The 23,031-nt window shown below is 45.2% G+C and carries 16 protein-coding genes and 3 rRNA genes; all 19 read right to left on the bottom strand.

Annotation, left to right across the window (positions count from 1 at the left end; all coding sequences use genetic code 11):
• Positions 1–128: 128 nt before the first annotated feature.
• The 19 genes from purD to ACP8HI_RS00485 all read right to left on the bottom strand — a co-directional run bounded on the left by purD (position 129) and on the right by ACP8HI_RS00485 (position 22,692).
• The gene (gene purD / locus ACP8HI_RS00575; protein ID WP_438349225.1) at positions 129–1,394 is read right to left on the bottom strand and encodes a phosphoribosylamine--glycine ligase; all 1,266 of its coding nucleotides are present in this window, start codon (positions 1,392–1,394) and stop codon (positions 129–131) included.
• A gap of 32 nt (positions 1,395–1,426) precedes the next feature.
• The gene (gene purH / locus ACP8HI_RS00570; RefSeq protein WP_438349224.1) at positions 1,427–2,974 is read right to left on the bottom strand and encodes a bifunctional phosphoribosylaminoimidazolecarboxamide formyltransferase/IMP cyclohydrolase; all 1,548 of its coding nucleotides are present in this window, start codon (positions 2,972–2,974) and stop codon (positions 1,427–1,429) included.
• A gap of 125 nt (positions 2,975–3,099) precedes the next feature.
• On the bottom strand, positions 3,100–3,720 hold the full coding sequence (gene purN, locus ACP8HI_RS00565) for a phosphoribosylglycinamide formyltransferase (RefSeq protein ID WP_438349223.1): 621 nt from the start codon (positions 3,718–3,720) through the stop codon (positions 3,100–3,102).
• The gene (purM, locus tag ACP8HI_RS00560; protein ID WP_438349222.1) at positions 3,720–4,760 is read right to left on the bottom strand and encodes a phosphoribosylformylglycinamidine cyclo-ligase; all 1,041 of its coding nucleotides are present in this window, start codon (positions 4,758–4,760) and stop codon (positions 3,720–3,722) included. Before purM ends, purN begins: the two co-directional genes overlap by 1 nt.
• 42 nt (positions 4,761–4,802) lie before the next feature.
• Positions 4,803–6,311 (bottom strand): amidophosphoribosyltransferase, encoded by a 1,509-nt coding sequence (gene purF, locus ACP8HI_RS00555; protein WP_438349221.1) that lies wholly within the window; start codon positions 6,309–6,311, stop codon positions 4,803–4,805.
• Positions 6,296–8,539, bottom strand: coding sequence for a phosphoribosylformylglycinamidine synthase subunit PurL (gene purL / locus ACP8HI_RS00550; protein WP_438349220.1), 2,244 nt, complete (start codon positions 8,537–8,539; stop codon positions 6,296–6,298). The genes purF and purL overlap by 16 nt, the downstream gene beginning before the upstream one ends.
• On the bottom strand, positions 8,517–9,206 hold the full coding sequence (gene purQ, locus ACP8HI_RS00545) for a phosphoribosylformylglycinamidine synthase subunit PurQ (RefSeq protein ID WP_438349219.1): 690 nt from the start codon (positions 9,204–9,206) through the stop codon (positions 8,517–8,519). The genes purL and purQ overlap by 23 nt, the downstream gene beginning before the upstream one ends.
• A gap of 4 nt (positions 9,207–9,210) precedes the next feature.
• On the bottom strand, positions 9,211–9,456 hold the full coding sequence (gene purS, locus ACP8HI_RS00540; protein WP_438349218.1) for a phosphoribosylformylglycinamidine synthase subunit PurS: 246 nt from the start codon (positions 9,454–9,456) through the stop codon (positions 9,211–9,213).
• A 33-nt stretch (positions 9,457–9,489) separates the two neighbouring features.
• Entirely contained in the window at positions 9,490–10,377 is an 888-nt protein-coding gene (locus ACP8HI_RS00535) for a phosphoribosylaminoimidazolesuccinocarboxamide synthase (protein ID WP_438349217.1), read from the bottom strand.
• Positions 10,378–10,419: 42 nt separating this feature from the next.
• Complete coding sequence (gene purB / locus ACP8HI_RS00530; RefSeq protein ID WP_438349216.1) at positions 10,420–11,715, bottom strand: adenylosuccinate lyase; 1,296 nt, start codon at positions 11,713–11,715, stop codon at positions 10,420–10,422.
• 3 nt (positions 11,716–11,718) lie between these two features.
• Positions 11,719–12,906, bottom strand: coding sequence for a 5-(carboxyamino)imidazole ribonucleotide synthase (gene purK, locus ACP8HI_RS00525; RefSeq protein WP_438349215.1), 1,188 nt, complete (start codon positions 12,904–12,906; stop codon positions 11,719–11,721).
• Complete coding sequence (purE, locus tag ACP8HI_RS00520; protein WP_438349214.1) at positions 12,903–13,388, bottom strand: 5-(carboxyamino)imidazole ribonucleotide mutase; 486 nt, start codon at positions 13,386–13,388, stop codon at positions 12,903–12,905. Before purE ends, purK begins: the two co-directional genes overlap by 4 nt.
• Positions 13,389–13,643: 255 nt before the next feature.
• Complete coding sequence (locus tag ACP8HI_RS00515; protein ID WP_438349213.1) at positions 13,644–14,078, bottom strand: universal stress protein; 435 nt, start codon at positions 14,076–14,078, stop codon at positions 13,644–13,646.
• 43 nt (positions 14,079–14,121) lie between these two features.
• Positions 14,122–14,385 (bottom strand): DUF1294 domain-containing protein, encoded by a 264-nt coding sequence (locus tag ACP8HI_RS00510; protein ID WP_438349212.1) that lies wholly within the window; start codon positions 14,383–14,385, stop codon positions 14,122–14,124.
• Positions 14,386–14,499: 114 nt separating this feature from the next.
• Positions 14,500–16,632 (bottom strand): DNA topoisomerase III, encoded by a 2,133-nt coding sequence (locus ACP8HI_RS00505; protein ID WP_438349211.1) that lies wholly within the window; start codon positions 16,630–16,632, stop codon positions 14,500–14,502.
• 24 nt (positions 16,633–16,656) lie between these two features.
• The gene (locus ACP8HI_RS00500; RefSeq protein WP_438349210.1) at positions 16,657–17,394 is read right to left on the bottom strand and encodes an acyl-[acyl-carrier-protein] thioesterase; all 738 of its coding nucleotides are present in this window, start codon (positions 17,392–17,394) and stop codon (positions 16,657–16,659) included.
• 125 nt (positions 17,395–17,519) lie between these two features.
• Positions 17,520–17,636: ribosomal RNA gene (rrf, locus tag ACP8HI_RS00495) — 5S ribosomal RNA — on the bottom strand.
• Positions 17,637–17,808: 172 nt separating this feature from the next.
• Positions 17,809–20,739, bottom strand: a 23S ribosomal RNA gene (locus tag ACP8HI_RS00490).
• A 395-nt stretch (positions 20,740–21,134) separates the two neighbouring features.
• Positions 21,135–22,692 (bottom strand): 16S ribosomal RNA (locus ACP8HI_RS00485).
• The 16S, 23S and 5S rRNA genes sit together here, the layout of an rRNA operon.
• Between the last annotated feature and the right edge of the window lie 339 nt (positions 22,693–23,031).

Here is a 23,031-nt window from a genome sequence, read left to right as displayed (position 1 = left end):
CTTCCTATTAGCAGGAAGGCCTCTTGTTTATGATCTATTTATTAGATCTATATATATTGATAATCCGCTCTTGTTCCCCCGATATTACATCACACATTAGTCTATTTACTCTATCTAATCCTTCTCAACTACAGAAGTGCTTTGGCTGCGATGTCCGAACGTAGTTGCTTGCCTTCAAACTCAATATAAGCCGCTTCTTCGTACGCCTTAGCACGAGCACTGGCAATGTCTTGTCCTAGACCAACAACGCCTAGAACACGCCCGCCATTCGTTACCCACTCACCTGCAGCATTCTTAGCAGTACCCGCATGGAATACGAGTGCATCCTTCACATCGTCCAGTCCATGAATGGCGATACCTTTAGGATACGATGCAGGGTAACCACCTGATGCAAGCACCACACATACCGCTGCTTCGTCGCTCCATTCGATCTCGATGTCAGCCAGTGTTCCGTTCACGGCAGCCATCATGATGGCAAGGAGGTCACTTTTCAGCCTTGGTAATACGACCTGCGTCTCAGGATCTCCAAATCGAGCATTGAATTCAATCGTCTTCGGCGTCCCATCTGGAGAAATCATCAGCCCAGCGAACAATATTCCGCGGAAAGGACGTCCTTCAGCAACCATTGCCTTAGCCGTTGGTTTGATAATCTTCTCGATCGCTTCTTCGATAATAGCTGAATCAATATGTGGAAGTGGAGAATACGTTCCCATTCCACCCGTATTAGGTCCTTGATCATTATCGAATACCTGCTTATGATCTTGAGCGGCAACCATCGGTCGAACCGTTTCCCCATCCACAAATGCGAGAATCGACATTTCTTGGCCAGCAAGAAACTCTTCAATCACCACATGACTTCCCGCATCACCAAATACTTTACTCACCATAATGTCATGTAGTGCAGTTTCGGCTTGCTCCATGGAAAAGGCAACCGTAACACCTTTGCCTGCTGCCAATCCATCTGCCTTAATCACGATAGGAACCTGCTGAGTCAGTAAATATGCCTTAGCATCCTCATAGTTATCAAACTTCTCATAAGCTGCTGTCGGAATATGATATTTATGCATTAAGTCCTTCATAAATGTCTTACTTCCTTCAATCGCTGCTGCATTTTTGCGTGGTCCAAATACCGGAATACTTTCCGCTTCAAATGCATCCACAATGCCATCAACTAATGGATCATCAGGACCAATGACCACGAAATCAATGTTCTTCTCTTTTGCAAAAGCCGTCAGAGCGTCGAACTCATTTACAGCAATAGGTACGCACTCTGCTAGGGTTCCTATTCCAGCATTCCCCGGCGCGCAGTATATGCGTCCAGCCTGTGGGCTCTTCGCAAGCGCCCAAATGATGGCGTGCTCACGACCCCCACCGCCAACGACCAATATATCCATGTTCGCACTCCCTTTGATTACCTTTTTTCTATCTAGTGTTTAAAGTGACGTACTCCTGTGAATACCATCGCAATGCCATTCTCATTCGCAATTCTAATGGACTCTTCGTCTTTAATCGATCCACCAGGTTGAATAATAGCTGTGATTCCGGCTTTAGCCGCAAATTCAACCGTATCTCCCATTGGGAAAAATGCATCCGAAGCGAGCGCGGAACCTTTAGCCTTATCTCCAGCCTGCTCAATTGCTATCTTCGCTGAACCGACACGATTCATCTGTCCTGCACCCACACCAACAGTCATATTATCTGCTGCAAGTACAATCGCATTAGACTTCACATGCTTAACTATCTTCCATCCGAACAACAATTGCTTTAATTCATCCTCGGTTGGTTGACGATCCGTAACGACCTTCAACTCTGATGCATCAACGGAATGAATATCGCTCTCTTGGACAACCATTCCACCATCAATAGAAGTGAATAGGAATTGACCAGTACGCTCTTTAGATGTGTGGAATTCACCCATTTTCAACAGACGAATATTTTTCTTCTTCGTGAGAATTTCAAGGGCTTCAGGTGTGAAGTCAGGTGCAATAATAATTTCTAGGAAAATCTCTTTCAAAAGTTCCGCTGTATCTGCATCAATCGTACGATTCGCCGCTACAATCCCACCGAAGATCGAAGTTGGGTCCGCATTGTAAGCTTTTTGATAAGCCTCATACACATTACTTCCTGTTCCAACACCACATGGGTTCATATGCTTAACCGCTACAACAGTTGGCTCATCGAATTCTTTCACGATTTGTAAGGCAGCATTAGCATCATTAATATTATTATAAGATAATTCCTTACCATGAAGCTGTTCAGCCGTAGTGAGCGTACCTTGTGGAGCCAACGGTTTACGGTAAAACGCTGCCTTTTGATGCGGATTCTCTCCGTAGCGTAAATCTTGTATTTTCTCATATGTCACTGTTAGACGTTCTGGTAGCGGATCTCCCGTTACATTCGACAAATAATCAGAGATTAGGGCGTCGTAAGCCGCTGTGTGACGGAACACTTTTGCCGCAAGCCGTTTGCGTGTTTCCAGTGTCGTATCTCCATCCTTGCGGATTTCCTCAAGCACTGAACTATAATCGCTAGAATCTACAACCACACTAACAAAGGCATGGTTCTTGGCACCTGAACGGAGCATAGTTGGTCCGCCGATATCAATGTTCTCAATAGCTTCTTCATACGAAACACCTGGTTTAGCAATGGTTTCTTGAAAAGGATACAGGTTCACGACAACAAGGTCGATATACCCAAGATCCAATTCCTTCATCTGTTGTTGATGTTCCACGTTATCACGTACAGCCAATAATCCGCTGTGTACGGCTGGATGTAATGTTTTAACTCGTCCATCCATAATTTCCGGGAACCCCGTAACTTCTGATATTCCGATGACTGGAACGCCTTCTTTAGCAAGTAGACTGCTTGTTCCCCCAGTCGAAATAATCTCCACGCCTAATGCAGACAGTTCGCGGCAAAAATCCACGATGCCTTGTTTATCCGACACGCTGACTAACGCTCTTTTTATACTCACGAATTGGATCCTCCTTTATATGTGATGGATTGTCATATTTCAACGATAAATTTCCATTCCACGAATAATATTTCCCGAGAAATATCGAAATACCTTGCAGACTCATATCCGCTGACGAATCCATGTTATTTATACGGTAATATCGTTACCTGTCTGTCGTTTAACCGTACTCGTCCCTCTGCAAACCATGAAACAACCCGCGGATATAGCTCCTGCTCTATCGAATGTATCTCTTTAGCAAGTGAATCCACACTAGCCTCCGGCATAATTTCGACACTTTGTTGAGCGATAATAGAACCCGTATCCATTCCGCCATCTACGAAATGAACAGTAGCTCCTGTCACTTTCACACCATAGTCGAGCGCTTGTTGAATAGCATTCGTCCCAGGGAAAGATGGCAGTAACGATGGATGAATGTTAATAAGACGCCCAGCATATTTGTCTACCATGACAGATGTTAACAGACGCATATAGCCAGCTAACACGACTAATTCTATATTCAGAGCTTCTAACTGCTCCACGATCTCTGCTTCATACGCTTCACGTGAAGGATACGATTTAGGCGTGAACAAGTGCACAGGTATTCCTGCATCACGCGCACGCTTAACAACCCTTGCCTCAGGCTTATCGCACACTAACAATTCCACCTGCGCACCACCAAGTGATCCTGCCTTCCCAGCGTCTACAAGCGTTTGGAAATTACTACCCTCACCTGAAGCAAATACAGCAATACGGTAATGACTCATTACACATCAGCCCCAGTGAAGGTTACGATGGATTCTCCTTCGTTCACACGACCAATAATATATGCGTCTTCTCCATTACTCTTCAAAATAGTAAGTGCTTCAGATGCATCTTCTTCGCGTACGACAAGTACCATACCGATTCCCATGTTGAAGGTTGTAAACATATCACGATTCGTGATATTTCCTTTATTCTGCATTAATTCAAATATCGGTAGAATCGGCCATGAACCATAGTTAACATCAACGTTTACGTTATCTGGTAGCATACGTGGGATATTCTCAATAAACCCACCACCCGTAATATGAGCCATACCTTTGACGTTCAGCTTCTCAATCAAAGCAAGCAATGACTTCACATAAATCTTGGTTGGTATTAGCAATGTATCTCCTAATTTGCCACCAAGTTCAGTGATTTCATCATGCAGATCATATCCTACTTCTTCTAGAAGAAGCTTCCGTACCAAGGAGAATCCGTTACTGTGTACACCACTGGAAGCAAGCCCAATGACAGTGTCCCCAGGAGCGATAGTAGTACCATTAATGATATTCTTCTTATCGACAATACCTACTGTAAATCCAGCAATGTCATATTCGCCTTCGGAATACATACCAGGCATTTCTGCGGTCTCACCACCCGTTAATGCACATCCTGCTTGATGACATCCTTCAGCGATTCCTGCTACGATGGCTTCAATCTTCTCTGGCACCACTTTATCGCATGCAAGATAATCTAGGAAAAAGAGCGGTTCTGCCCCTAGTACAATGATATCATTCACACACATCGCTACAGCATCAATCCCAATCGTGTCATGTTTATCCATTGCAAAAGCAATTTTCAACTTTGTACCGACACCATCCGTACCTGATACTAATACAGGCTCTTCGTATTTATCCTTATTCAGACTGAATAACGCACCGAATCCTCCAAGATCAGTCATCACTTCTGGACGCATTGTCCGCTTCACATGCTTCTTCATTCGTTCTACCGCTTCGTTCCCTGCTGCGATATCTACCCCTGCATTTTTGTAGGCTTCAGACACTTGTAATAACACTCCTTCCTAAATTAGCGATCACTTTTATATTTAACATCCACATCCGCCTTTTTCCTCACCACCGAAATCCAACGTCGTTGGATAATCGTTATTGAAGCAGGCGAGACATAATCCGCCACTCGGATCACTTGCATTATCTCCACCTACGGCGCTAATAAGCCTCTCTGCACTTAAAAAGGCCAGCGAATCTGCATTGATTTCACGACAGATTTCCTCAACCGTCTTCCCATGAGCAATAAGTTCCTTACGATCAGGCGTATCTATTCCGTAGTAGCATGGGTTCTTAAACGGTGGTGAAGTAATCCGCACATGAACTTCAGTCGCTCCCGCTTCACGTAACAGGTTGACGATACGCAGACAAGTCGTACCTCTGACGATAGAATCGTCAATCATAACAACGCGCTTACCTTCAACTACACGACGAACAGCACTCAGTTTCATCTTGACACCTTGCTCACGCAATTCTTGACTTGGTTGAATGAACGTACGACCTGTATATTTATTCTTGATTAGACCCAACTCGTACGGGATTCCGGTCTGTTCAGCATATCCAATGGCAGCTGAAATACTAGAATCCGGAACTCCGGTTACTAGATCAGCATCCACGAAAGCTTCCAGAGCCATTTGACTCCCCATTCTTTTACGTGCGGCATGCAAATTCGATCCGTTCAGATCACTATCAGGACGAGCGAAATAGATATACTCCATCGCGCATAACGCTTTACGCTGTGGTTCTGTATACCGATCTTCCTTAAGGCCATCTTTATCTAGCACCAACAGCTCACCCGGTTGAATATCACGTAATAATTCCGCACCGATCGTCTCAAGTGCACATGTCTCTGAAGCAAATATATAAGATTCACCTAGTCGTCCCATAGTAACAGGACGAAGTCCATGCGGATCTGAAGCTACAATCAGTTTGTCATTTGTCATAATAAGAAATGCATATCCACCAACAATACGTTGTAATGCTTCTTTAGCAGCCTCCACAACACCTTTGGATGAACGCGCAATCAGATGGGCCACAACCTCTGTATCACTTGTCGTCTGAAATATAGAACCACTCTGTTCTAACTCATGACGGATTTGTGGTGCATTCACAATATTACCATTCGTTGCAATAGCTAAATCACCATCACGGTACTTAAATACAAGTGGCTGTGCATTGGTTAGATGACTGTCACCGCTAGTAGCGTAACGTACATGTCCGATCGACATATTCCCAGTCAATGTAGCCATTCTATCCTTATCAAATACTTCCTTCACAAGTCCCATGCCACGATGATAGTTGAATTCTTTCCCATCTGCTACACACATCCCGCAACTTTCTTCTCCACGATGCTGTAATGCGTGTAATCCATAATAGGAGAGTGAAGCAGCCTCCGGATGATTAAATACTCCGAAGACCCCACATTCCTCTTTTAACGTGTCAAAAATATCATCCTTGCCCGTACCTTCATTGTAAAAGTCTCCCGTCCAAAGTGGATGAGAAGTGGATGGTTCGGACGTTAACTTAGCAGATGTTATTTCATGAGACATGGAATCGCATCCTTCCAAACCTGCTTAAAGGATTCTACAGATTCATTCACAGCGTTCGTACCGTTAATATCAATGCTTAGATTATTTCCCTCTACAGCACCAATCTTCACCACTGGAACACCATGGCCTTCGATATAAGTCTGCAATTGCTCTGCCTTATCTGGAGATGCAGATAATAGAATACGTGATTGACTCTCACTAAACAAAGCGAAATCCGAACGAAGATCCGTCGTGATATTCACTTGGGCGCCTAGTCCTCCACTAATACAAGACTCAGCAATAGCTACAGCAAATCCACCTTCGGATAAATCATGCGCCGATTGTACCAATCCACTTTGAATTGCTCCAAGTACAGAAGCAAGTAGTTTCTTCTCCACTTGAAGATCAAGTGCTGGAGGACGTCCTTCTGCTACGCCATGTAGAACAGTTTGGAATTCACTACCTCCAAGTTCAGCATTCGTATTCCCAAGAAGTAGAATGACATCTCCTTCTTTCTTAAAGCCTTGTGTCGTAATATGATCGATATCATGCACCAGACCAACCATACCTACAACAGGTGTTGGATAAATAGATCCATTTGCATTCTCATTGTATAGACTAACATTACCACCAATAACCGGTGTATCTAGTTCACGACAAGCTTCTGCCATGCCATCCACCGCACGTTCCATCTGCCAGAAAATTTCCGGTTTCTCTGGGTTACCGAAGTTCAGGTTATCCGTAATTGCGATCGGCTCAGCACCTGAGCATACAATGTTTCTTGCTGCTTCACTAACCGCGATCTTACCTCCCACTTCAGGATCAAGATATACATATCGACCATTACAATCGGTTGTCATCGCTAGACCCTTACGTGTACCACGAATCGTTATGACAGCTGCATCAGAACCCGGACGAACAGCCGTGTTTGTACGCACCATATAATCGTATTGTTCATATACCCATGCTTTGCTTGCCACACTTGGAGAGGAAAGAATCTTGCTTAATGCTCCACTAAGATCTGTGACTTCGTCATAGCGAAGGGTATCAATTTTATCACTATTCACATAATAAGCAGGAACTGACGATGGTTTATCATAGACTGGGCATTCATCAACCAATGCTGTAACAGGCATATCACCCACTACTTGATCTTGATGTATAAGCTTCAGACGTCCATCATCCGTTACTTTACCCACTTTGGCACAAATAACGCCCCAACGTTCAAAGATCTCTAGAGCTTGCGCTTCATCCTTTGGTTCAACAACGAATAGCATACGTTCTTGTGATTCTGACAGCATCATTTCGTAAGGAGTCATACCCTCTTCACGTTGTGGCACTTCATCCAAGTATAGTTCTAATCCGTTGCCAGCTTTACTTGCCATCTCCGCACTTGAACATGTTAATCCTGCAGCACCCATATCTTGAATACCAACCACTATGCCGCTATTTATCAATTCTAGACAAGATTCCATCACCAGCTTCTCCATGAATGGATCGCCTACCTGAACTGCGGTACGGTTAGCTTCAGATTCTTCACTAAGTTCAATAGAAGCGAATGTAGCACCATGAATCCCATCGCGACCCGTTGGTGGACCTACGTAGAATACTGGGTTACCTACACCTTTCGCCACACCACGCTGGATTTTATCATGATCGATAAGCCCAACACACATCGCGTTTACGAGTGGATTCCCATCGTAGCTTTCATCAAATACAACTTCTCCACCCACCGTTGGAATACCAATACAGTTACCATAACCAGCAATACCCGAAACGACATGTTCGAATAAATACTTCACACGATCACTTTCAAGCTTACCGAAACGTAATGAGTTCAACACAGCTACTGGTCTAGCACCCATTGAGAAAATATCGCGAATAATTCCTCCTACGCCTGTCGCAGCCCCTTGATAAGGTTCAATGGCCGAAGGGTGATTATGGCTCTCAATTTTGAATACAACCGCTTGGTTATCGCCAATGTCTACGATCCCTGCACCTTCACCAGGACCCATTAGAACACGTGGTCCTGTCGTTGGGAAACGACGTAGCAATGGCTTTGAATTCTTATATGCACAATGCTCTGACCACATAACACTGAATACGCCAATCTCGGTATAGTTCGGTTTACGACCCATGAATCCACAGATCAATTCGTATTCGCTATCCGATACGCCCATCTGATGATATATTTGTTGCTCCGCAATTTGTTCTGCGGTTGGTTCTTTAGCGGACACTTGCTGTACCATATGTATCCCTCCATGACTTTAATATTGATGTGAACATACGCTTACCGTCTTCCGAACCCAATAGAGTATCTACTGCCCGCTCTGGATGGGGCATCATGCCAATAACATTGCCTCGTTCATTACAGATCCCAGCAATATCAGCTAGAGAACCATTAGGATTATCTCCATACGTAAACACGATTTGATCATTTAATTTCAACTTTTCAAGCGTCTCTTCATCACAGTAGTAATTTCCTTCACCATGTGCGATTGGAACTACTATTTCTTCATCCTTGCTATATTCATGTGTAAAAGGGGTCTTATTGTTAACTACCTTCAACACCGTATCGATACACCGGAATTTCATTGATTCGTTACGACGTAACGCACCTGGTAACAATCCTGCTTCTGTTAAAATCTGAAATCCATTACAGATCCCTAGAATGAATTTTCCTTGTTCAGCCGCTTTAGCTACCTCAGCCATGACAGGTGCGAAACGTGAAATTGCACCACAGCGTAAGTAGTCACCATAGGAGAATCCACCAGGTACAATGATGCAATCGTACGCAGAAAGGTCCGTAGCAGTGTGCCATACATAATCAACAGACATACCGACTGTATCTTCTACCGCTTTATAACAGTCAATATCACAATTAGAACCTGGAAATACTAAGACTGCAAATTTCATGATATTAACCCTCCAATTCGTAACGGTAATCCTCGACTACCGTATTGGCTAGTAGCTTCTCGCACATCGCCTTTAAGCGTACTTCAGCTTCAGCACGGTCATCCGTATCTAAATTAACTTCCATATATTTACCAATGCGTAAACTTTCAACTTCTTGAAAACCGATCGAATGAAGTGCCCCCTGAACAGCGACCCCTTGTGGATCCAATACGCCTTTTTTAACAGTCACATACACCATAGCTTTAATCATGATTCAAAATTCCTCCTCAGAATGTCTTATATATTATTGTGATTCCGTTAATCTCCGGTAAATGTCCAAATACCTTTTTGTAGTCTCCTCAACCACTTCTTGTGGAAGCGGATCAGGCTTGCTATCCATGTCCCAAGACGAGGCGGCCAGATATGACCGAACCGGCTCCTTGTCCATACTGTCAATCTCAATATCTAGTTCATACTTCTCTTTGTCCCAGAAACGAGAACAGTCTGGCGTGAATATCTCGTCAATGAGGATCACTTCACCATCCAATAACCCGAATTCAAACTTACAATCTACTAGAATAATTCCCCGTTGATCACAATACCCATGAGCGAATCTATATAGTTTCAAGCTCTGTTCTCGCAATTCAAGTGCAATTTCTTCTCCTACCGATTGTTTCATCATTTCGAATGAAATATCCTCATCGTGACCCACATCATTCTTGGCTGCTGGTGAAAAGATAGGCAGTGCGAAGACCTCATTCTTACGCATTCCTTCTCGGAGCTTAATCCCATTCACTTCTCCGGACTCTTGATATTGTCGCCAACCGCCACCCGTTATATATCCACGTACAACGCATTCAATATCAATACGCTGTGCTTTACGAACAACCATGATTCGATTCTTCAGCAGTTCCTTATCCTTGATCATATGACCGAGTTGTTCAACATCCGTATGAACGACATGATTCTTCATGAGTTCAGCCGTCTGATCGAACCAGAAAGCACTTAACTGATTCAAAATATTCCCTTTGTCAGGTACTGCTGGATCAAGGACATAATCGAAGGCAGAAATACGATCCGTCACTACGATTAGAACATTTTCCCCCAAATCATAAAGTTCACGCACCTTGCCTTTATACAACAGTGGAGCGTCAACAAGTTCTACTGCAGTAGATACAGCCGTTGATGTCATGTCCATTCACCTCACTTCCAGCCTCTTACATTATCTATCATATCAAGCTAAACCTAGCTTTGTAAAAATAGTATCTACATGCTTCAAATGCCAGCTCGGATTGAACGCATCTTCGATTTCTTCCACGCTGAGCACTTCTGTAATTTCAGGCGTAGATTCGATGATATCACGGAATTGACGTTGTTCTTCCCATGCCTGCATTGCACGAGGTTGAACAGTATCATATGCTTGTTCCCTGCTAAAGCCTTTATCAATCAGTTTCGTCAACACTCTTCCTGAGAATGGGACCCCGAAGGTACGAGCCATATTACGTTTCATATTCTCAGGGTATACCGTCAAGTTCTTCACTATATTACCGAAACGATTCAGCATATAGTTCAACAACATCGTAGCATCCGGAAGAATAATTCGTTCTACCGAGGAATGCGAAATATCTCGTTCATGCCACAGCGTTACATCTTCGTACGCAGTCACCATATGACCACGAATAACACGGGATAGACCTGAAATATTCTCACAACCAATCGGATTACGCTTATGTGGCATAGCAGAGGAACCCTTTTGGCCTTTAGCGAAAGCCTCTTCAACCTCGCGCACTTCACTTTTTTGCAACGCACGAATCTCCGTAGCGAACTTGTCCAATGACGTAGCGACTAGTGCTAGTGTTGCCATATATTCAGCGTGACGATCACGTTGTAACGTTTGCGTCGATATCGGCGCTGCAGTCGTACCTAGCTTCTGACATACAAATTGTTCTACAAAAGGATCAATATTGGCGTATGTTCCAACTGCACCAGACATCTTACCAAATTGTACCCCATTAGCCGCATGCTTGAATCGTTCTAAATTACGTTTCATTTCCTCGTACCATAAGGCCATCTTTAGACCAAATGTCGTTGGTTCTGCATGTACACCATGAGTTCTACCCATCATCGGTGTATCTTTATAAGCTACAGCTTTATCTTTCAGAATTTCTATGAAATTCATTATATCCTTTTCGAGTATATCATTGGCTTGGAGTAATACATATCCGAGAGCGGTGTCAACGACATCCGTGGATGTTAGACCGTAATGGACCCATTTACGTTCTTGTCCAAGACTTTCAGACACAGAGCGGGTGAAGGCAATCACGTCATGACGTGTTTCCTGTTCGATTTCATAGATACGATCGATATCAAACTTTGCATTCTGACGAAGTAGTTCGGTATCTTCCTTTGGAATAACTCCCAGTTCAGCCCATGCTTCACAAGCACAAAGTTCTACTTCTAGCCATGAATTAAATTTATTCTCTTCAGTCCAAATGGCTCGCATTTCCGGTCTGCTGTAACGTTCGATCATGTTTTAGTGCCTCCAAATTTTCGTTTGTTCCACCCATTCAAGCCCATCCTGTACATCCTTGCACAGCAAGTTGATATGGCCCATTTTACGATTAGTCTTACTCTCCGTCTTGCCATACAGATGAAGCTTTGGAATAACGCCTAACTCCATCGCTACCTCGTCTTGTACTCCCACTCTCTGAACAACCGATTCCAGATGTTGACCGAGAACATTAACCATGACTACCGGGCTCACTAACGTAGTATCTCCCAATGGAAGATTACACACTGCTCGTATGAGCTGCTCGAACTGCGAAGTCATACACGCTTCCATTGTGTAGTGTCCTGAGTTATGCGGACGTGGAGCTAATTCATTCACATACAGTGTTCCGTCCTCAGTGACGAATAATTCAACAGCTAGAAGCCCAACAACACCCATGTTCGTTGCTACTGCTTCAGCTAGACGTCTTGCTTCATTCTGTACCTGTGCAGTTATCCTAGCAGGCACAACGGACAAATGTAGTATATTATTGATATGAATATTCTCTGATATAGGGAAGCTCTTCACTTCACCATTTGGGCTACGTGCTACAATGATTGATATTTCACACTGGAAGGCAATGAATTTCTCAAGTACCAATTCTCTCCCAGATGCGGCAAGTTCATTATAAGCACCTTCCAATTGATCCTCACTTCTAATTACGAATTGCCCTTTACCATCATAGCCGCCTGTCGCTGTCTTCAATACTGATGGATAGCCTAAGTCTTCTATCGCTTGCCGTAGACTATCGATTCCTTCGATGACGCGATAGGGTGCTACCGGAACGCCTGCCGCTTCAATGGCTCTCTTCTCGCGTACACGATGCTGTGTCGTGTACAGTAGCTCACTTCCTTGAGGAACATAGGATTCCTTCACTAGTATTTCTGCAACACCTGCATCCACGTTCTCGAACTCATACGTGATCACATCCGAAGCATGAGCCAATTTGCGCGCGGCATTCACATCATCATACTCGGCTACAATCTGCTGAGCCACATCACTACTTGGTGATTGTGGTGTTGGATCCAGTGTTACGAATCGATATCCCATCGCTGTACCTGCAAGAGATATCATCCGACCCAACTGTCCCCCGCCTAGAATACCAATTGTGCTTCCTGGTAACAAAGTTTTGGACATTTCGTTAGATTGATCTTCCTCTAACTTCTTACTCATAGATCATCACTGCTTTCTAACACTTCATCCCGTATAGCATCCCTACGGAGTTGCACACGCTTCTGAACCTCTGGATGAAATGCCCCTATGATCTGGGCTGCGAGTATTCCTGCATTAGTTGCTCCAGCCTTACCAATCGCCACGGTCGCCACAGGTACACCACCAGGCATTTGTACAATGGAGAGTAAAGAATCCAAACCATTCAACGCCTTCGATTGTACCGGAACCCCGATCACAGGAAGGATGGTCTTCGCAGCCACCATACCTGGAAGATGCGCAGCACCTCCTGCTCCAGCAATAATAACCCGAATCCCGCGCCCAGCAGCTTCTTCTGCATAGGTGAACATTAGATCAGGTGTACGATGAGCCGAGACTACCTTTTTCTCATAACTAATTTGAAGCTCATCTAGCATTTGACAAGCGAATTGCATCGTTTCCCAATCCGATTTACTGCCCATAATAACAGCGACCACTGGTAACATTCATTCAACCCACTTTCCCTACGGATCATTTCTTTTCTTATATATTGAGACTACATATTTATTCTTTGATATTCTGATTTCTTATTACTCATGCTTAGTTTAACAATCTCTCTCACCCAATGTCAACCTAAACACGGACATTTATACAACACACAAAATAATTGTTCGTCTTTTCTGATTAGTATCCCTTTAAAAGAACCCATAAAGCCAGCTTACCCTAATCATTCAGGCATGCTGGCTTTATGGGTTAACTATTTATTTAACAACAAGTACTGGGATTCGAGCGTGTTGCACGACATTATGACTGACACTTCCAAGTACAAATTCACGAATGCCTCCAAGACCACGACTACCAATAACGATAACATCGGTGTTATTCGTTTTGGCATACTCAAGAACGACTTCAGCAGGAGCACCTTGAATCATTTCCACTGTTCCAGTTACACTGGCTGCTGCAAGAGTTGCCTTGGCTTCCTCAACTGTTTCTTCCGACAAGTCAAAGTATTCTTTCGTAACCGAAGCTGGAATCGCCGCATAGGCCTCTCCAAAATATGCACGTGGAAAACCAAAAACATGAATAACCGTTATCTTTGCGTTGGGGCTCAACTTCGACAATGCGATCGCGTGATTCAATGCCTTTTTGGACGCTTTAGAACCATCATAAGCTACTAAAATATTAGAAAATAGCATGTTCCACACCTCTTTTCTGAAGATTCAGAATAAATTGAACTAGCTAAACCATGAAATATCCGTACATTATAGCATTCATAAAGAGTAGAAGTGGAATCCCTATTCGGAAGCTTGCATGTTTCGTCTTGTGCCGTTTGCGATACATCGCAATGATAACACCTAATGATCCTCCAATAGCAGCTAGTAGGAATAGTGTTCTCTCCGGTACTCGATCTCGCCTCCTCTGGGCTCTCTTCTTGTCTTCAGACATAACCAGATAGCCCACCATGTTTATAAAGATAAACCAAATCCATAGTGCAGTCCCCATCTGCTACATGTCCTCCTCTTTATTCACAACTCATTTTCCTTACACCTCTATTATAAGTCTATCAGGCTTAGGATACAATTAATCAAACTTCCTTCATACTATTTACGAAGACATCTACCCTTTGTTCTTCTGCTCTAATGCCGCTTTTAAAAGCTCACCCAGGTTCGAACCAACGGTCTCCTGTTGGGTGTACTTATCAACTAACTTCCGTTCTTCACGTTTATTGATATGTTTATTGTCTTTATTTACGGTCTCCGTAATTCCACATGTCAGGCACTGCACATATAGTCCAGCCTTGCCTTCCTTCATGTCCATTTTCTTATGACATTGTGGACAGCGACGATTCGATACTCTTTTCTCATCAGAACGGCGATAGCCACAATCTTCTTTCGGGCAGACAAGCAATGTACCTCGTTTGTTCTTCTTCTCTAGAAGCCGAGTATTGCATTCCGGACAATGACTGTTAGACACATTATGAGGCTTGTATTCAACCGAGCTCCCCTTAACCCCTGCCACCAGTTCCTTTGACATACTACGAATTACTTTTAAAAATAAATCTGAACTTCCTTGGCCTTGGGCAATCTTCTCAAGCTCCGATTCCCATTTAGCTGTCAGCTCAGGCGATCGTAACTGTGGGGATACCAATTCGATCAATTGTTTCCCTTTACCAGTGGGATGTAAAATATTACTCTTGCGCTCAATCGTATCTGATGACACTAGCTTCTCGATAATATCGGCACGAGTAGCCGGTGTACCTAATCCATGCTTCTCCATTTGCGAGAGGAGTAACGCTTCTGTAAATCGTTTCGGTGGAAGTGTACGGCCAGGACGAACGTTACAACGCTGTACCTTTACAGAATCCCCAACTTTTAATTCAGGAAGAACCGATCGTTTCTCTTGATGGTCTGATGATTCATCTTCATCTGTATCGTCTTCCACATCTCCACCGTATACTTCTCTCCAACCGATATCCTTGACTGTCGTTCCTTTTGCATGAAGGAGTTCATTCTCCACTTTCACCGTAACGGCAACATCATCATAACGAGCAGGTGGATAGAACAGACTTATGAAACGGCGAACAATAAGATCATACAACTTCCGTTCCTCTGCATTAAGTAAGTTCAGCAGTACAGTCTCTTCAGTAGGAATAATAGCGTGATGATCCCTTACTTTACTATCATCTACAATCCGTTTAGTGATCGTTAGATTTTTGCGCAATAATGGGCGGGCTAGCGTTGCATAAGGTCCAACTGCTACACTTTCTAAGCGCTCCTTGAACGTCCCTGTCATATCCGAGGTCAGATGTCGACTATCTGTTCGTGGATAAGTGACCAGCTTATACTGCTCATAGAGACGTTGCAGTACATTAGATGTCTGCTTGGCTGAAAATCCAAAACGTCGGTTAGCATCCCGCTGAAGTTCGGTAAGATCATAGGCAAGTGGATGGGGCTCTACCTTTTCCGACTTTTTAACCTTTTCCATAACACCAGTCTTACCTTGTAGCTTATTCTGTAATATTTCACCTTGCTTACGATCAAACATGCGGGCATCACCATTACTGCCCCTCCAAGTTGCTGTGAAGTTGCCTAGTTCTACGGTAAGTGTGTCATATTCCTCTGAACGGAAATCAATAATTTCCTTCTCTCGATCCATAATCATACCGAGTGATGGCGTCTGTACTCGACCAGCAGACAACTGTGCTCCGAATTTACAGGTTAACGCTCGTGTAATATTCAAACCAATCATCCAATCCGCTTCAGCTCGACAACGGGCAGATTCATACAAACGGTCGAACTGATTCCCTGGCTTTAATGTTGCAAAACCTTCCTTAATAGCTTTATCCGTCTGCGAAGAAATCCATAGCCGCTGAAATGGCTTGTCCCACTTCATCATTTGCAGGATCCAACGTGCTAACAACTCTCCCTCACGCGCAGCATCCGTTGCGATAATCAAGCCGCTAACATCCTGACGCTTTGCCTGATGTTGAACAACTTTAAATTGTTGGCTTGTTTCTCTTAACACTTTCAATTTCATCTTTTCCGGAAGAATCGGTAGATCCTCCAAATTCCAAGTCGCAAATTTATGATCATAATCCTCAGGCTCCGCCAATCCAACAAGATGTCCTAACGCCCAAGTCACGATATATTTAGGTCCTTCGAAATAACCTTTATGCTTCTCTCTACTGCCCATCACTCGAGCAATTTCACGAGCAACTGAAGGCTTCTCTGCTAATATTAAAGATTTCATAATTACGCTCCTTTGTGTGTTCCTCTATTCCATCAACCTCAGACAAGCATCGTAATAACGTGTTCCCTCTGGTGACTGCCCTCTGAAATAGATAACTCCATCCGTTACATCAGAACGTAGTATATGAATAACTTCTCCCATTCGGGCTTCATGATGATACGTAATTTTGAAACCTTGAATAGATGTACTATCCAATTCGTCCACGCTTAAGGCATCCATACATAAATCGGCATAACGAGCGTTATTCAAATGTCCATTACTATCAATACCGCTGTAACGAACCGTCATAGCATAGGATTCATGTAACTTCACTTCGTCTAATATATTTATTTTGTCAGGAACAGGTCCAAGCGAATCTTCATCATTAGATTTGATTTCAAACGGATACGCTGATGGCCTAAGCACCTTACGCTTAACACTATCCACCAATACCCACGACGTACACGCCTTCGCAATCTCTTGATTATTCCCATCACATATCCTAAAGTCCCTTAACCATAAAGCACCCTTTGTCCCTTTATTCCATGTCGTAATTTTAATTTGCTCATTAAATATAGGTATCCGTTCGCATGTAAGATCAATCGTAGTCAGCATCCAGCCCATGTTACGAGCGACCATTTCATCCCGCGAACCACCCATATTCTCGACATCACCATCAGCAGCACGTTGCATCAGGCTTAATAAAACAGATAGGCGACAATTGGCTTTATTATCAATTTCATTAGAATAAATTAAATGTTCTTCAGTCCTCATATATCCCATTCGTCTACACCTTCTCTTTCTTTCCCATCCAATAAAAGGTTAGTTCATTTGCCTTACTGATAATATGATTATATCTATGAATATCAAAATAACACTACCAAGTTATTGGTAGTGTTATTTCTGTTGCTTGGCGACGTCCTACTCTCCCAGGACCCTGCGGTCCAAGTACCATCGGCGCTGGAGGGCTTAACGGTCGTGTTCGGGATGGGTACGTGTGGAACCCCTCCGCTATCGCCACCAAACGTGATTCTTCTGCTCGTTGACTCTCCCTGAATAAATCCAAGTCAAGATCAATCGCTAGAAAAAACCTCAGCTTTATGCTGTTATTCAGATGTTTGATCACCTGAAAACTAGATACGAACGAATTTGTGTTAGAAAGTATGAAGTATACACTTCAACTGTTTAAACATTTGTTAGGATAAGCCCTCGACCGATTAGTATTGGTCAGCTCCGCACATTGCTGCGCTTCCACCTCCAACCTATCTACCTCGTAGTCTTCAAGGGGTCTTACTAATTGGGAAATCTCATCTTGAGGGGGGCTTCACGCTTAGATGCTTTCAGCGCTTATCCCGTCCGCACGTAGCTACCCAGCTATGCTCCTGGCGGAACAACTGGTACACCAGAGGTGCGTCCATCCCGGTCCTCTCGTACTAAGGACAGCTCCTCTCAAATTTCCTGCGCCCACGACAGATAGGGACCGAACTGTCTCACGACGTTCTGAACCCAGCTCGCGTACCGCTTTAATGGGCGAACAGCCCAACCCTTGGGACCTACTTCAGCCCCAGGATGCGATGAGCCGACATCGAGGTGCCAAACCTCCCCGTCGATGTGGACTCTTGGGGGAGATAAGCCTGTTATCCCCAGGGTAGCTTTTATCCGTTGAGCGATGGCCCTTCCATGCGGTACCACCGGATCACTAAGCCCGACTTTCGTCCCTGCTCGACTTGTAGGTCTCGCAGTCAAGCTCCCTTCTGCCTTTGCACTCTTCGAATGATTTCCAACCATTCTGAGGGAACCTTGGGGCGCCTCCGTTACTCTTTAGGAGGCGACCGCCCCAGTCAAACTGCCCACCAGACACTGTCCCCGAACCGGTTTACGGTCCTAGGTTAGAACCTAGATACGATCAGGGTGGTATCCCAACGATGCCTCCATAGAAGCTTGCGCTCCTATTTCTCAGGCTCCCACCTATCCTGTACAGATCGTACCCAAATCCAATATCAAGCTGCAGTAAAGCTCCATGGGGTCTTTCCGTCTTGTCGCGGGTAACCTGCATCTTCACAGGTATTAAAATTTCACCGGATCTCTCGTTGAGACAGCGCCCAAATCGTTACGCCATTCGTGCGGGTCAGAATTTACCTGACAAGGAATTTCGCTACCTTAGGACCGTTATAGTTACGGCCGCCGTTTACTGGGGCTTCGGTTCATAGCTTCGGGTTACCCCTAACCACTCCCCTTAACCTTCCAGCACCGGGCAGGCGTCAGCCCGTATACTTCGCCTTACGGCTTCGCACAGACCTGTGTTTTTGCTAAACAGTCGCTTGGGCCTTTTCACTGCGGCCCCCTCGTGCTATTCACACTACCGGGGCACCCCTTCTCCCGAAGTTACGGGGTCATTTTGCCGAGTTCCTTAACGAGAGTTCTTCCGCGCGCCTTAGAATACTCTTCTCGCCTACCTGTGTCGGTTTGCGGTACGGGCACCTTCTCCTGGTTAGAGGCTTTTCTTGGCAGTGTGAGATCATGACCTTCGCTACTGTAATTTTCGCTCCCCATCACAGCCCAGCCTTATAGTGTGCGGATTTGCCTACACACAAGCCTCACTGCTTAGACGGACTATTCCATCAGTCCGCGTCACTACCCTACTGCGTCACCCCATTACTCATAACGGATTACGGTGGTACAGGAATTTCAACCTGTTGTCCATCCACTACGCCTTTCGGCCTCGCGTTAGGTCCCGACTTACCCTGAGAGGACGAGCCTTCCTCAGGAAACCTTGGGCTTTCGGCGGATCAGATTCTCACTGATCTTTTCGTTACTTATACCGGCATTCTCACTTGTATAGTGTCCAGCGCTCCTCACGGTACACCTTCAACCTCTATACAACGCTCCCCTACCCCTGATACTAATGTATCAAGCCATAGCTTCGGTGGTGTGTTTAGCCCCGTTACATTTTCGGCGCAGAGTCACTCGACCAGTGAGCTATTACGCACTCTTTCAATGATGGCTGCTTCTAAGCCAACATCCTGGTTGTCTGTGCAACTCCACATCCTTTTCCACTCAACACACACTTGGGGACCTTAGCTGATGGTCTGGGCTGTTTCCCTTTCGACAATGGATCTTAGCACTCACTGTCTGACTCCCGGATATAAGTACATGGCATTCGGAGTTTGACTGAGCTTGGTAACCCTTGCGGGCCCCGCACCCAATCAGTGCTCTACCTCCACGACTCTTCATTCCGAGGCTAGCCCTAAAGCTATTTCGGGGAGAACCAGCTATCTCCGAGTTCGATTGGAATTTCTCCGCTACCCCCACCTCATCCCCGCATTTTTCAACATGCGTGGGTTCGGGCCTCCAGTGCGTGTTACCGCACCTTCACCCTGGACAGGGGTAGATCACTCGGTTTCGGGTCTACGTCCACGTACTAAAATTCGCCCTATTCAGACTCGCTTTCGCTGCGGCTCCGCCTTCTCAGCTTAACCTTGCACGGGAACGTAACTCGCCGGTTCATTCTACAAAAGGCACGCCATCACCCATAGAACGGGCTCTGACTTTTTGTAAGCACACGGTTTCAGGTTCTATTTCACTCCCCTTCCGGGGTGCTTTTCACCTTTCCCTCACGGTACTGTTTCACTATCGGTCGCTAGGGAGTATTTAGCCTTAGCAGATGGTCCTGCTGGATTCATACGGGGTTTCACGTGCCCCGCACTACTCGGGATACGTCTCGGAGAGAATATACTTTCAGCTACAGGGCTTTTACCTTCTATGCCGGGCCTTTCCAGACCTCTTCACTTAATATATTCCTTTGTAACTCCGTGTGAGACGTCCCACAACCCCAAAGAGCAAGCTCCTTGGTTTGGGCTAATCCGCGTTCGCTCGCCGCTACTGACGGAATCACTATTGTTTTCTCTTCCTCAGGGTACTTAGATGTTTCAGTTCCCCTGGTCTGTCTCTACCTACCCTATGTATTCAGGTAAGAGTGACTGCGTATTAACACAGCCGGGTTTCCCCATTCGGACACCCCCGGATCAAAGCTTGCTTACAGCTCCCCGAGGCAGTTTCGTTGTTCGCCACGTCCTTCATCGACTCCTAGCGCCTAGGCATCCTCCGTGTGCTCTTAGTAGCTTAACCGCGTTGCTCATTTGTTGCGCTGCTCGCTCTGTTGTCCGCTTATTTCCCCCGTAAACGGTTGAAACAAACTTCCAAAGGATCGATCATCACATCAAATTCGCACGTACATGTTAGCTTGTACTCGATAAATCGAATACTCGCTGCTACTTTTACACTTTGTTTCGTTAACAAGTTAACAAAACGTACATATAAAAGAATGTTCATTCTAACTTACAAATTCGTTCGTTATCTAGTTTTCAAGGATCAAAGTCATTTCTACAAGAGAAATAACGGTTTGAAAGATTGCTCTTTCAAAACTGACAACGAGTGAGTGTGCGACTTTACATTGTAAAGTCTTACGGTGACCGTAGTCACCGTGTTCGAATGTTTCCGTCTCAGGAAACGATTCTCCATAGAAAGGAGGTGATCCAGCCGCACCTTCCGATACGGCTACCTTGTTACGACTTCACCCCAATCATCTACCCCACCTTCGGCGGCTGGCTCCCTTGCGGGTTACCCCACCGACTTCGGGTGTTGTAAACTCTCGTGGTGTGACGGGCGGTGTGTACAAGACCCGGGAACGTATTCACCGCGGCATGCTGATCCGCGATTACTAGCAATTCCGACTTCATGCAGGCGGGTTGCAGCCTGCAATCCGAACTGAGACCGGCTTTGTTGGGATTGGCTCCATCTCGCGATTTCGCAGCCCGTTGTACCGGCCATTGTAGTACGTGTGTAGCCCAGGTCATAAGGGGCATGATGATTTGACGTCATCCCCACCTTCCTCCGGTTTGTCACCGGCAGTCTGCTTAGAGTGCCCACCATAATGTGCTGGCAACTAAGCATAAGGGTTGCGCTCGTTGCGGGACTTAACCCAACATCTCACGACACGAGCTGACGACAACCATGCACCACCTGTCTCCTCTGTCCCGAAGGCCGCTACTATCTCTAGTAGATTCAGAGGGATGTCAAGACCTGGTAAGGTTCTTCGCGTTGCTTCGAATTAAACCACATACTCCACTGCTTGTGCGGGTCCCCGTCAATTCCTTTGAGTTTCAGTCTTGCGACCGTACTCCCCAGGCGGAGTGCTTAATGTGTTAACTTCGGCACCAAGGGTATCGAAACCCCTAACACCTAGCACTCATCGTTTACGGCGTGGACTACCAGGGTATCTAATCCTGTTTGCTACCCACGCTTTCGCGCCTCAGCGTCAGTTACAGCCCAGAGAGTCGCCTTCGCCACTGGTGTTCCTCCACATATCTACGCATTTCACCGCTACACGTGGAATTCCACTCTCCTCTTCTGTACTCAAGTCACCCAGTTTTCAGTGCGACCCAGGGTTGAGCCCTGGAATTAAACACCAAACTTAAATGACCGCCTGCGCGCGCTTTACGCCCAATAATTCCGGACAACGCTTGCCCCCTACGTATTACCGCGGCTGCTGGCACGTAGTTAGCCGGGGCTTTCTTCTCAGGTACCGTCACCTTGAGAGCAGTTACTCTCCCAAGTGTTCTTCCCTGGCAACAGAGCTTTACGATCCGAAAACCTTCATCACTCACGCGGCGTTGCTCCGTCAGACTTTCGTCCATTGCGGAAGATTCCCTACTGCTGCCTCCCGTAGGAGTCTGGGCCGTGTCTCAGTCCCAGTGTGGCCGTTCACCCTCTCAGGTCGGCTACGCATCGTCGCCTTGGTGAGCCATTACCTCACCAACTAGCTAATGCGCCGCAGGTCCATCTATAAGTGGCAGATTACTCCGCCTTTCAGTATCTCTTCATGTGAAGAAATAAATTATCCGGTATTAGCTACCGTTTCCGATAGTTATCCCAGTCTTACAGGCAGGTTACCTACGTGTTACTCACCCGTCCGCCGCTGAAATTTCAGAAGTGCAAGCACTTCTAAAATCTCCGCTCGACTTGCATGTATTAGGCACGCCGCCAGCGTTCGTCCTGAGCCAGGATCAAACTCTCCAATAGAGATTGATTTCAAATCAGCTTTGCAGTGATTTGGAACCAATCATGAAAAGAGCGATTATGCTCATTTTGAAACATGCTGACGAGAATTATTCATTCTCAATCCAAATGATTTCTCATTTGTTTGTTCTCACTTTCGTGAAAACCACTCACTCGTTGTTCAGTTTTCAAAGATCAATTTCTCTTTCGTTAATCACCAGTGTGTCTCGGTGACAACTTTTATATCATATCGCATCCGGCTTAACAATGCAAGTGTTATTTTCAAACTCTTGCGATTAATGCTTGTACCAAGAAATCATAAATGTTTTCTCAGCCGGGTAATTAATATATCATGGGTACTGT

The organism is Paenibacillus sp. FA6, from assembly GCF_051550225.1.
Classification (GTDB): Bacteria; Bacillota; Bacilli; order Paenibacillales; family Paenibacillaceae; genus Paenibacillus_AQ.
Note: the sequence above shows the minus strand (reverse complement) of the source record. Positions and strands in the feature narration are given on the sequence as shown.

What these genes read in the sequence shown, in the direction of transcription:
- purD (WP_438349225.1), bottom strand. Translation starts at nt 1,394, where the DNA reads ATGGATATATTGGTCGTTGGCGGTGGGGGTCGTGAGCACGCCATCATT.
- purN (WP_438349223.1), bottom strand. Translation starts at nt 3,720, where the DNA reads ATGAGTCATTACCGTATTGCTGTATTTGCTTCAGGTGAGGGTAGTAAT.
- purF (WP_438349221.1), bottom strand. Translation starts at nt 6,311, where the DNA reads ATGTCTCATGAAATAACATCTGCTAAGTTAACGTCCGAACCATCCACT.
- purL (WP_438349220.1), bottom strand. Translation starts at nt 8,539, where the DNA reads ATGGTACAGCAAGTGTCCGCTAAAGAACCAACCGCAGAACAAATTGCG.
- purQ (WP_438349219.1), bottom strand. Translation starts at nt 9,206, where the DNA reads ATGAAATTTGCAGTCTTAGTATTTCCAGGTTCTAATTGTGATATTGAC.
- purS (WP_438349218.1), bottom strand. Translation starts at nt 9,456, where the DNA reads ATGATTAAAGCTATGGTGTATGTGACTGTTAAAAAAGGCGTATTGGAT.
- ACP8HI_RS00535 (WP_438349217.1), bottom strand. Translation starts at nt 10,377, where the DNA reads ATGACATCAACGGCTGTATCTACTGCAGTAGAACTTGTTGACGCTCCA.
- purB (WP_438349216.1), bottom strand. Translation starts at nt 11,715, where the DNA reads ATGATCGAACGTTACAGCAGACCGGAAATGCGAGCCATTTGGACTGAA.
- purK (WP_438349215.1), bottom strand. Translation starts at nt 12,906, where the DNA reads ATGAGTAAGAAGTTAGAGGAAGATCAATCTAACGAAATGTCCAAAACT.
- purE (WP_438349214.1), bottom strand. Translation starts at nt 13,388, where the DNA reads ATGTTACCAGTGGTCGCTGTTATTATGGGCAGTAAATCGGATTGGGAA.
- ACP8HI_RS00515 (WP_438349213.1), bottom strand. Translation starts at nt 14,078, where the DNA reads ATGCTATTTTCTAATATTTTAGTAGCTTATGATGGTTCTAAAGCGTCC.
- ACP8HI_RS00510 (WP_438349212.1), bottom strand. Translation starts at nt 14,385, where the DNA reads ATGGGGACTGCACTATGGATTTGGTTTATCTTTATAAACATGGTGGGC.
- ACP8HI_RS00505 (WP_438349211.1), bottom strand. Translation starts at nt 16,632, where the DNA reads ATGAAATCTTTAATATTAGCAGAGAAGCCTTCAGTTGCTCGTGAAATT.
- ACP8HI_RS00500 (WP_438349210.1), bottom strand. Translation starts at nt 17,394, where the DNA reads ATGGGATATATGAGGACTGAAGAACATTTAATTTATTCTAATGAAATT.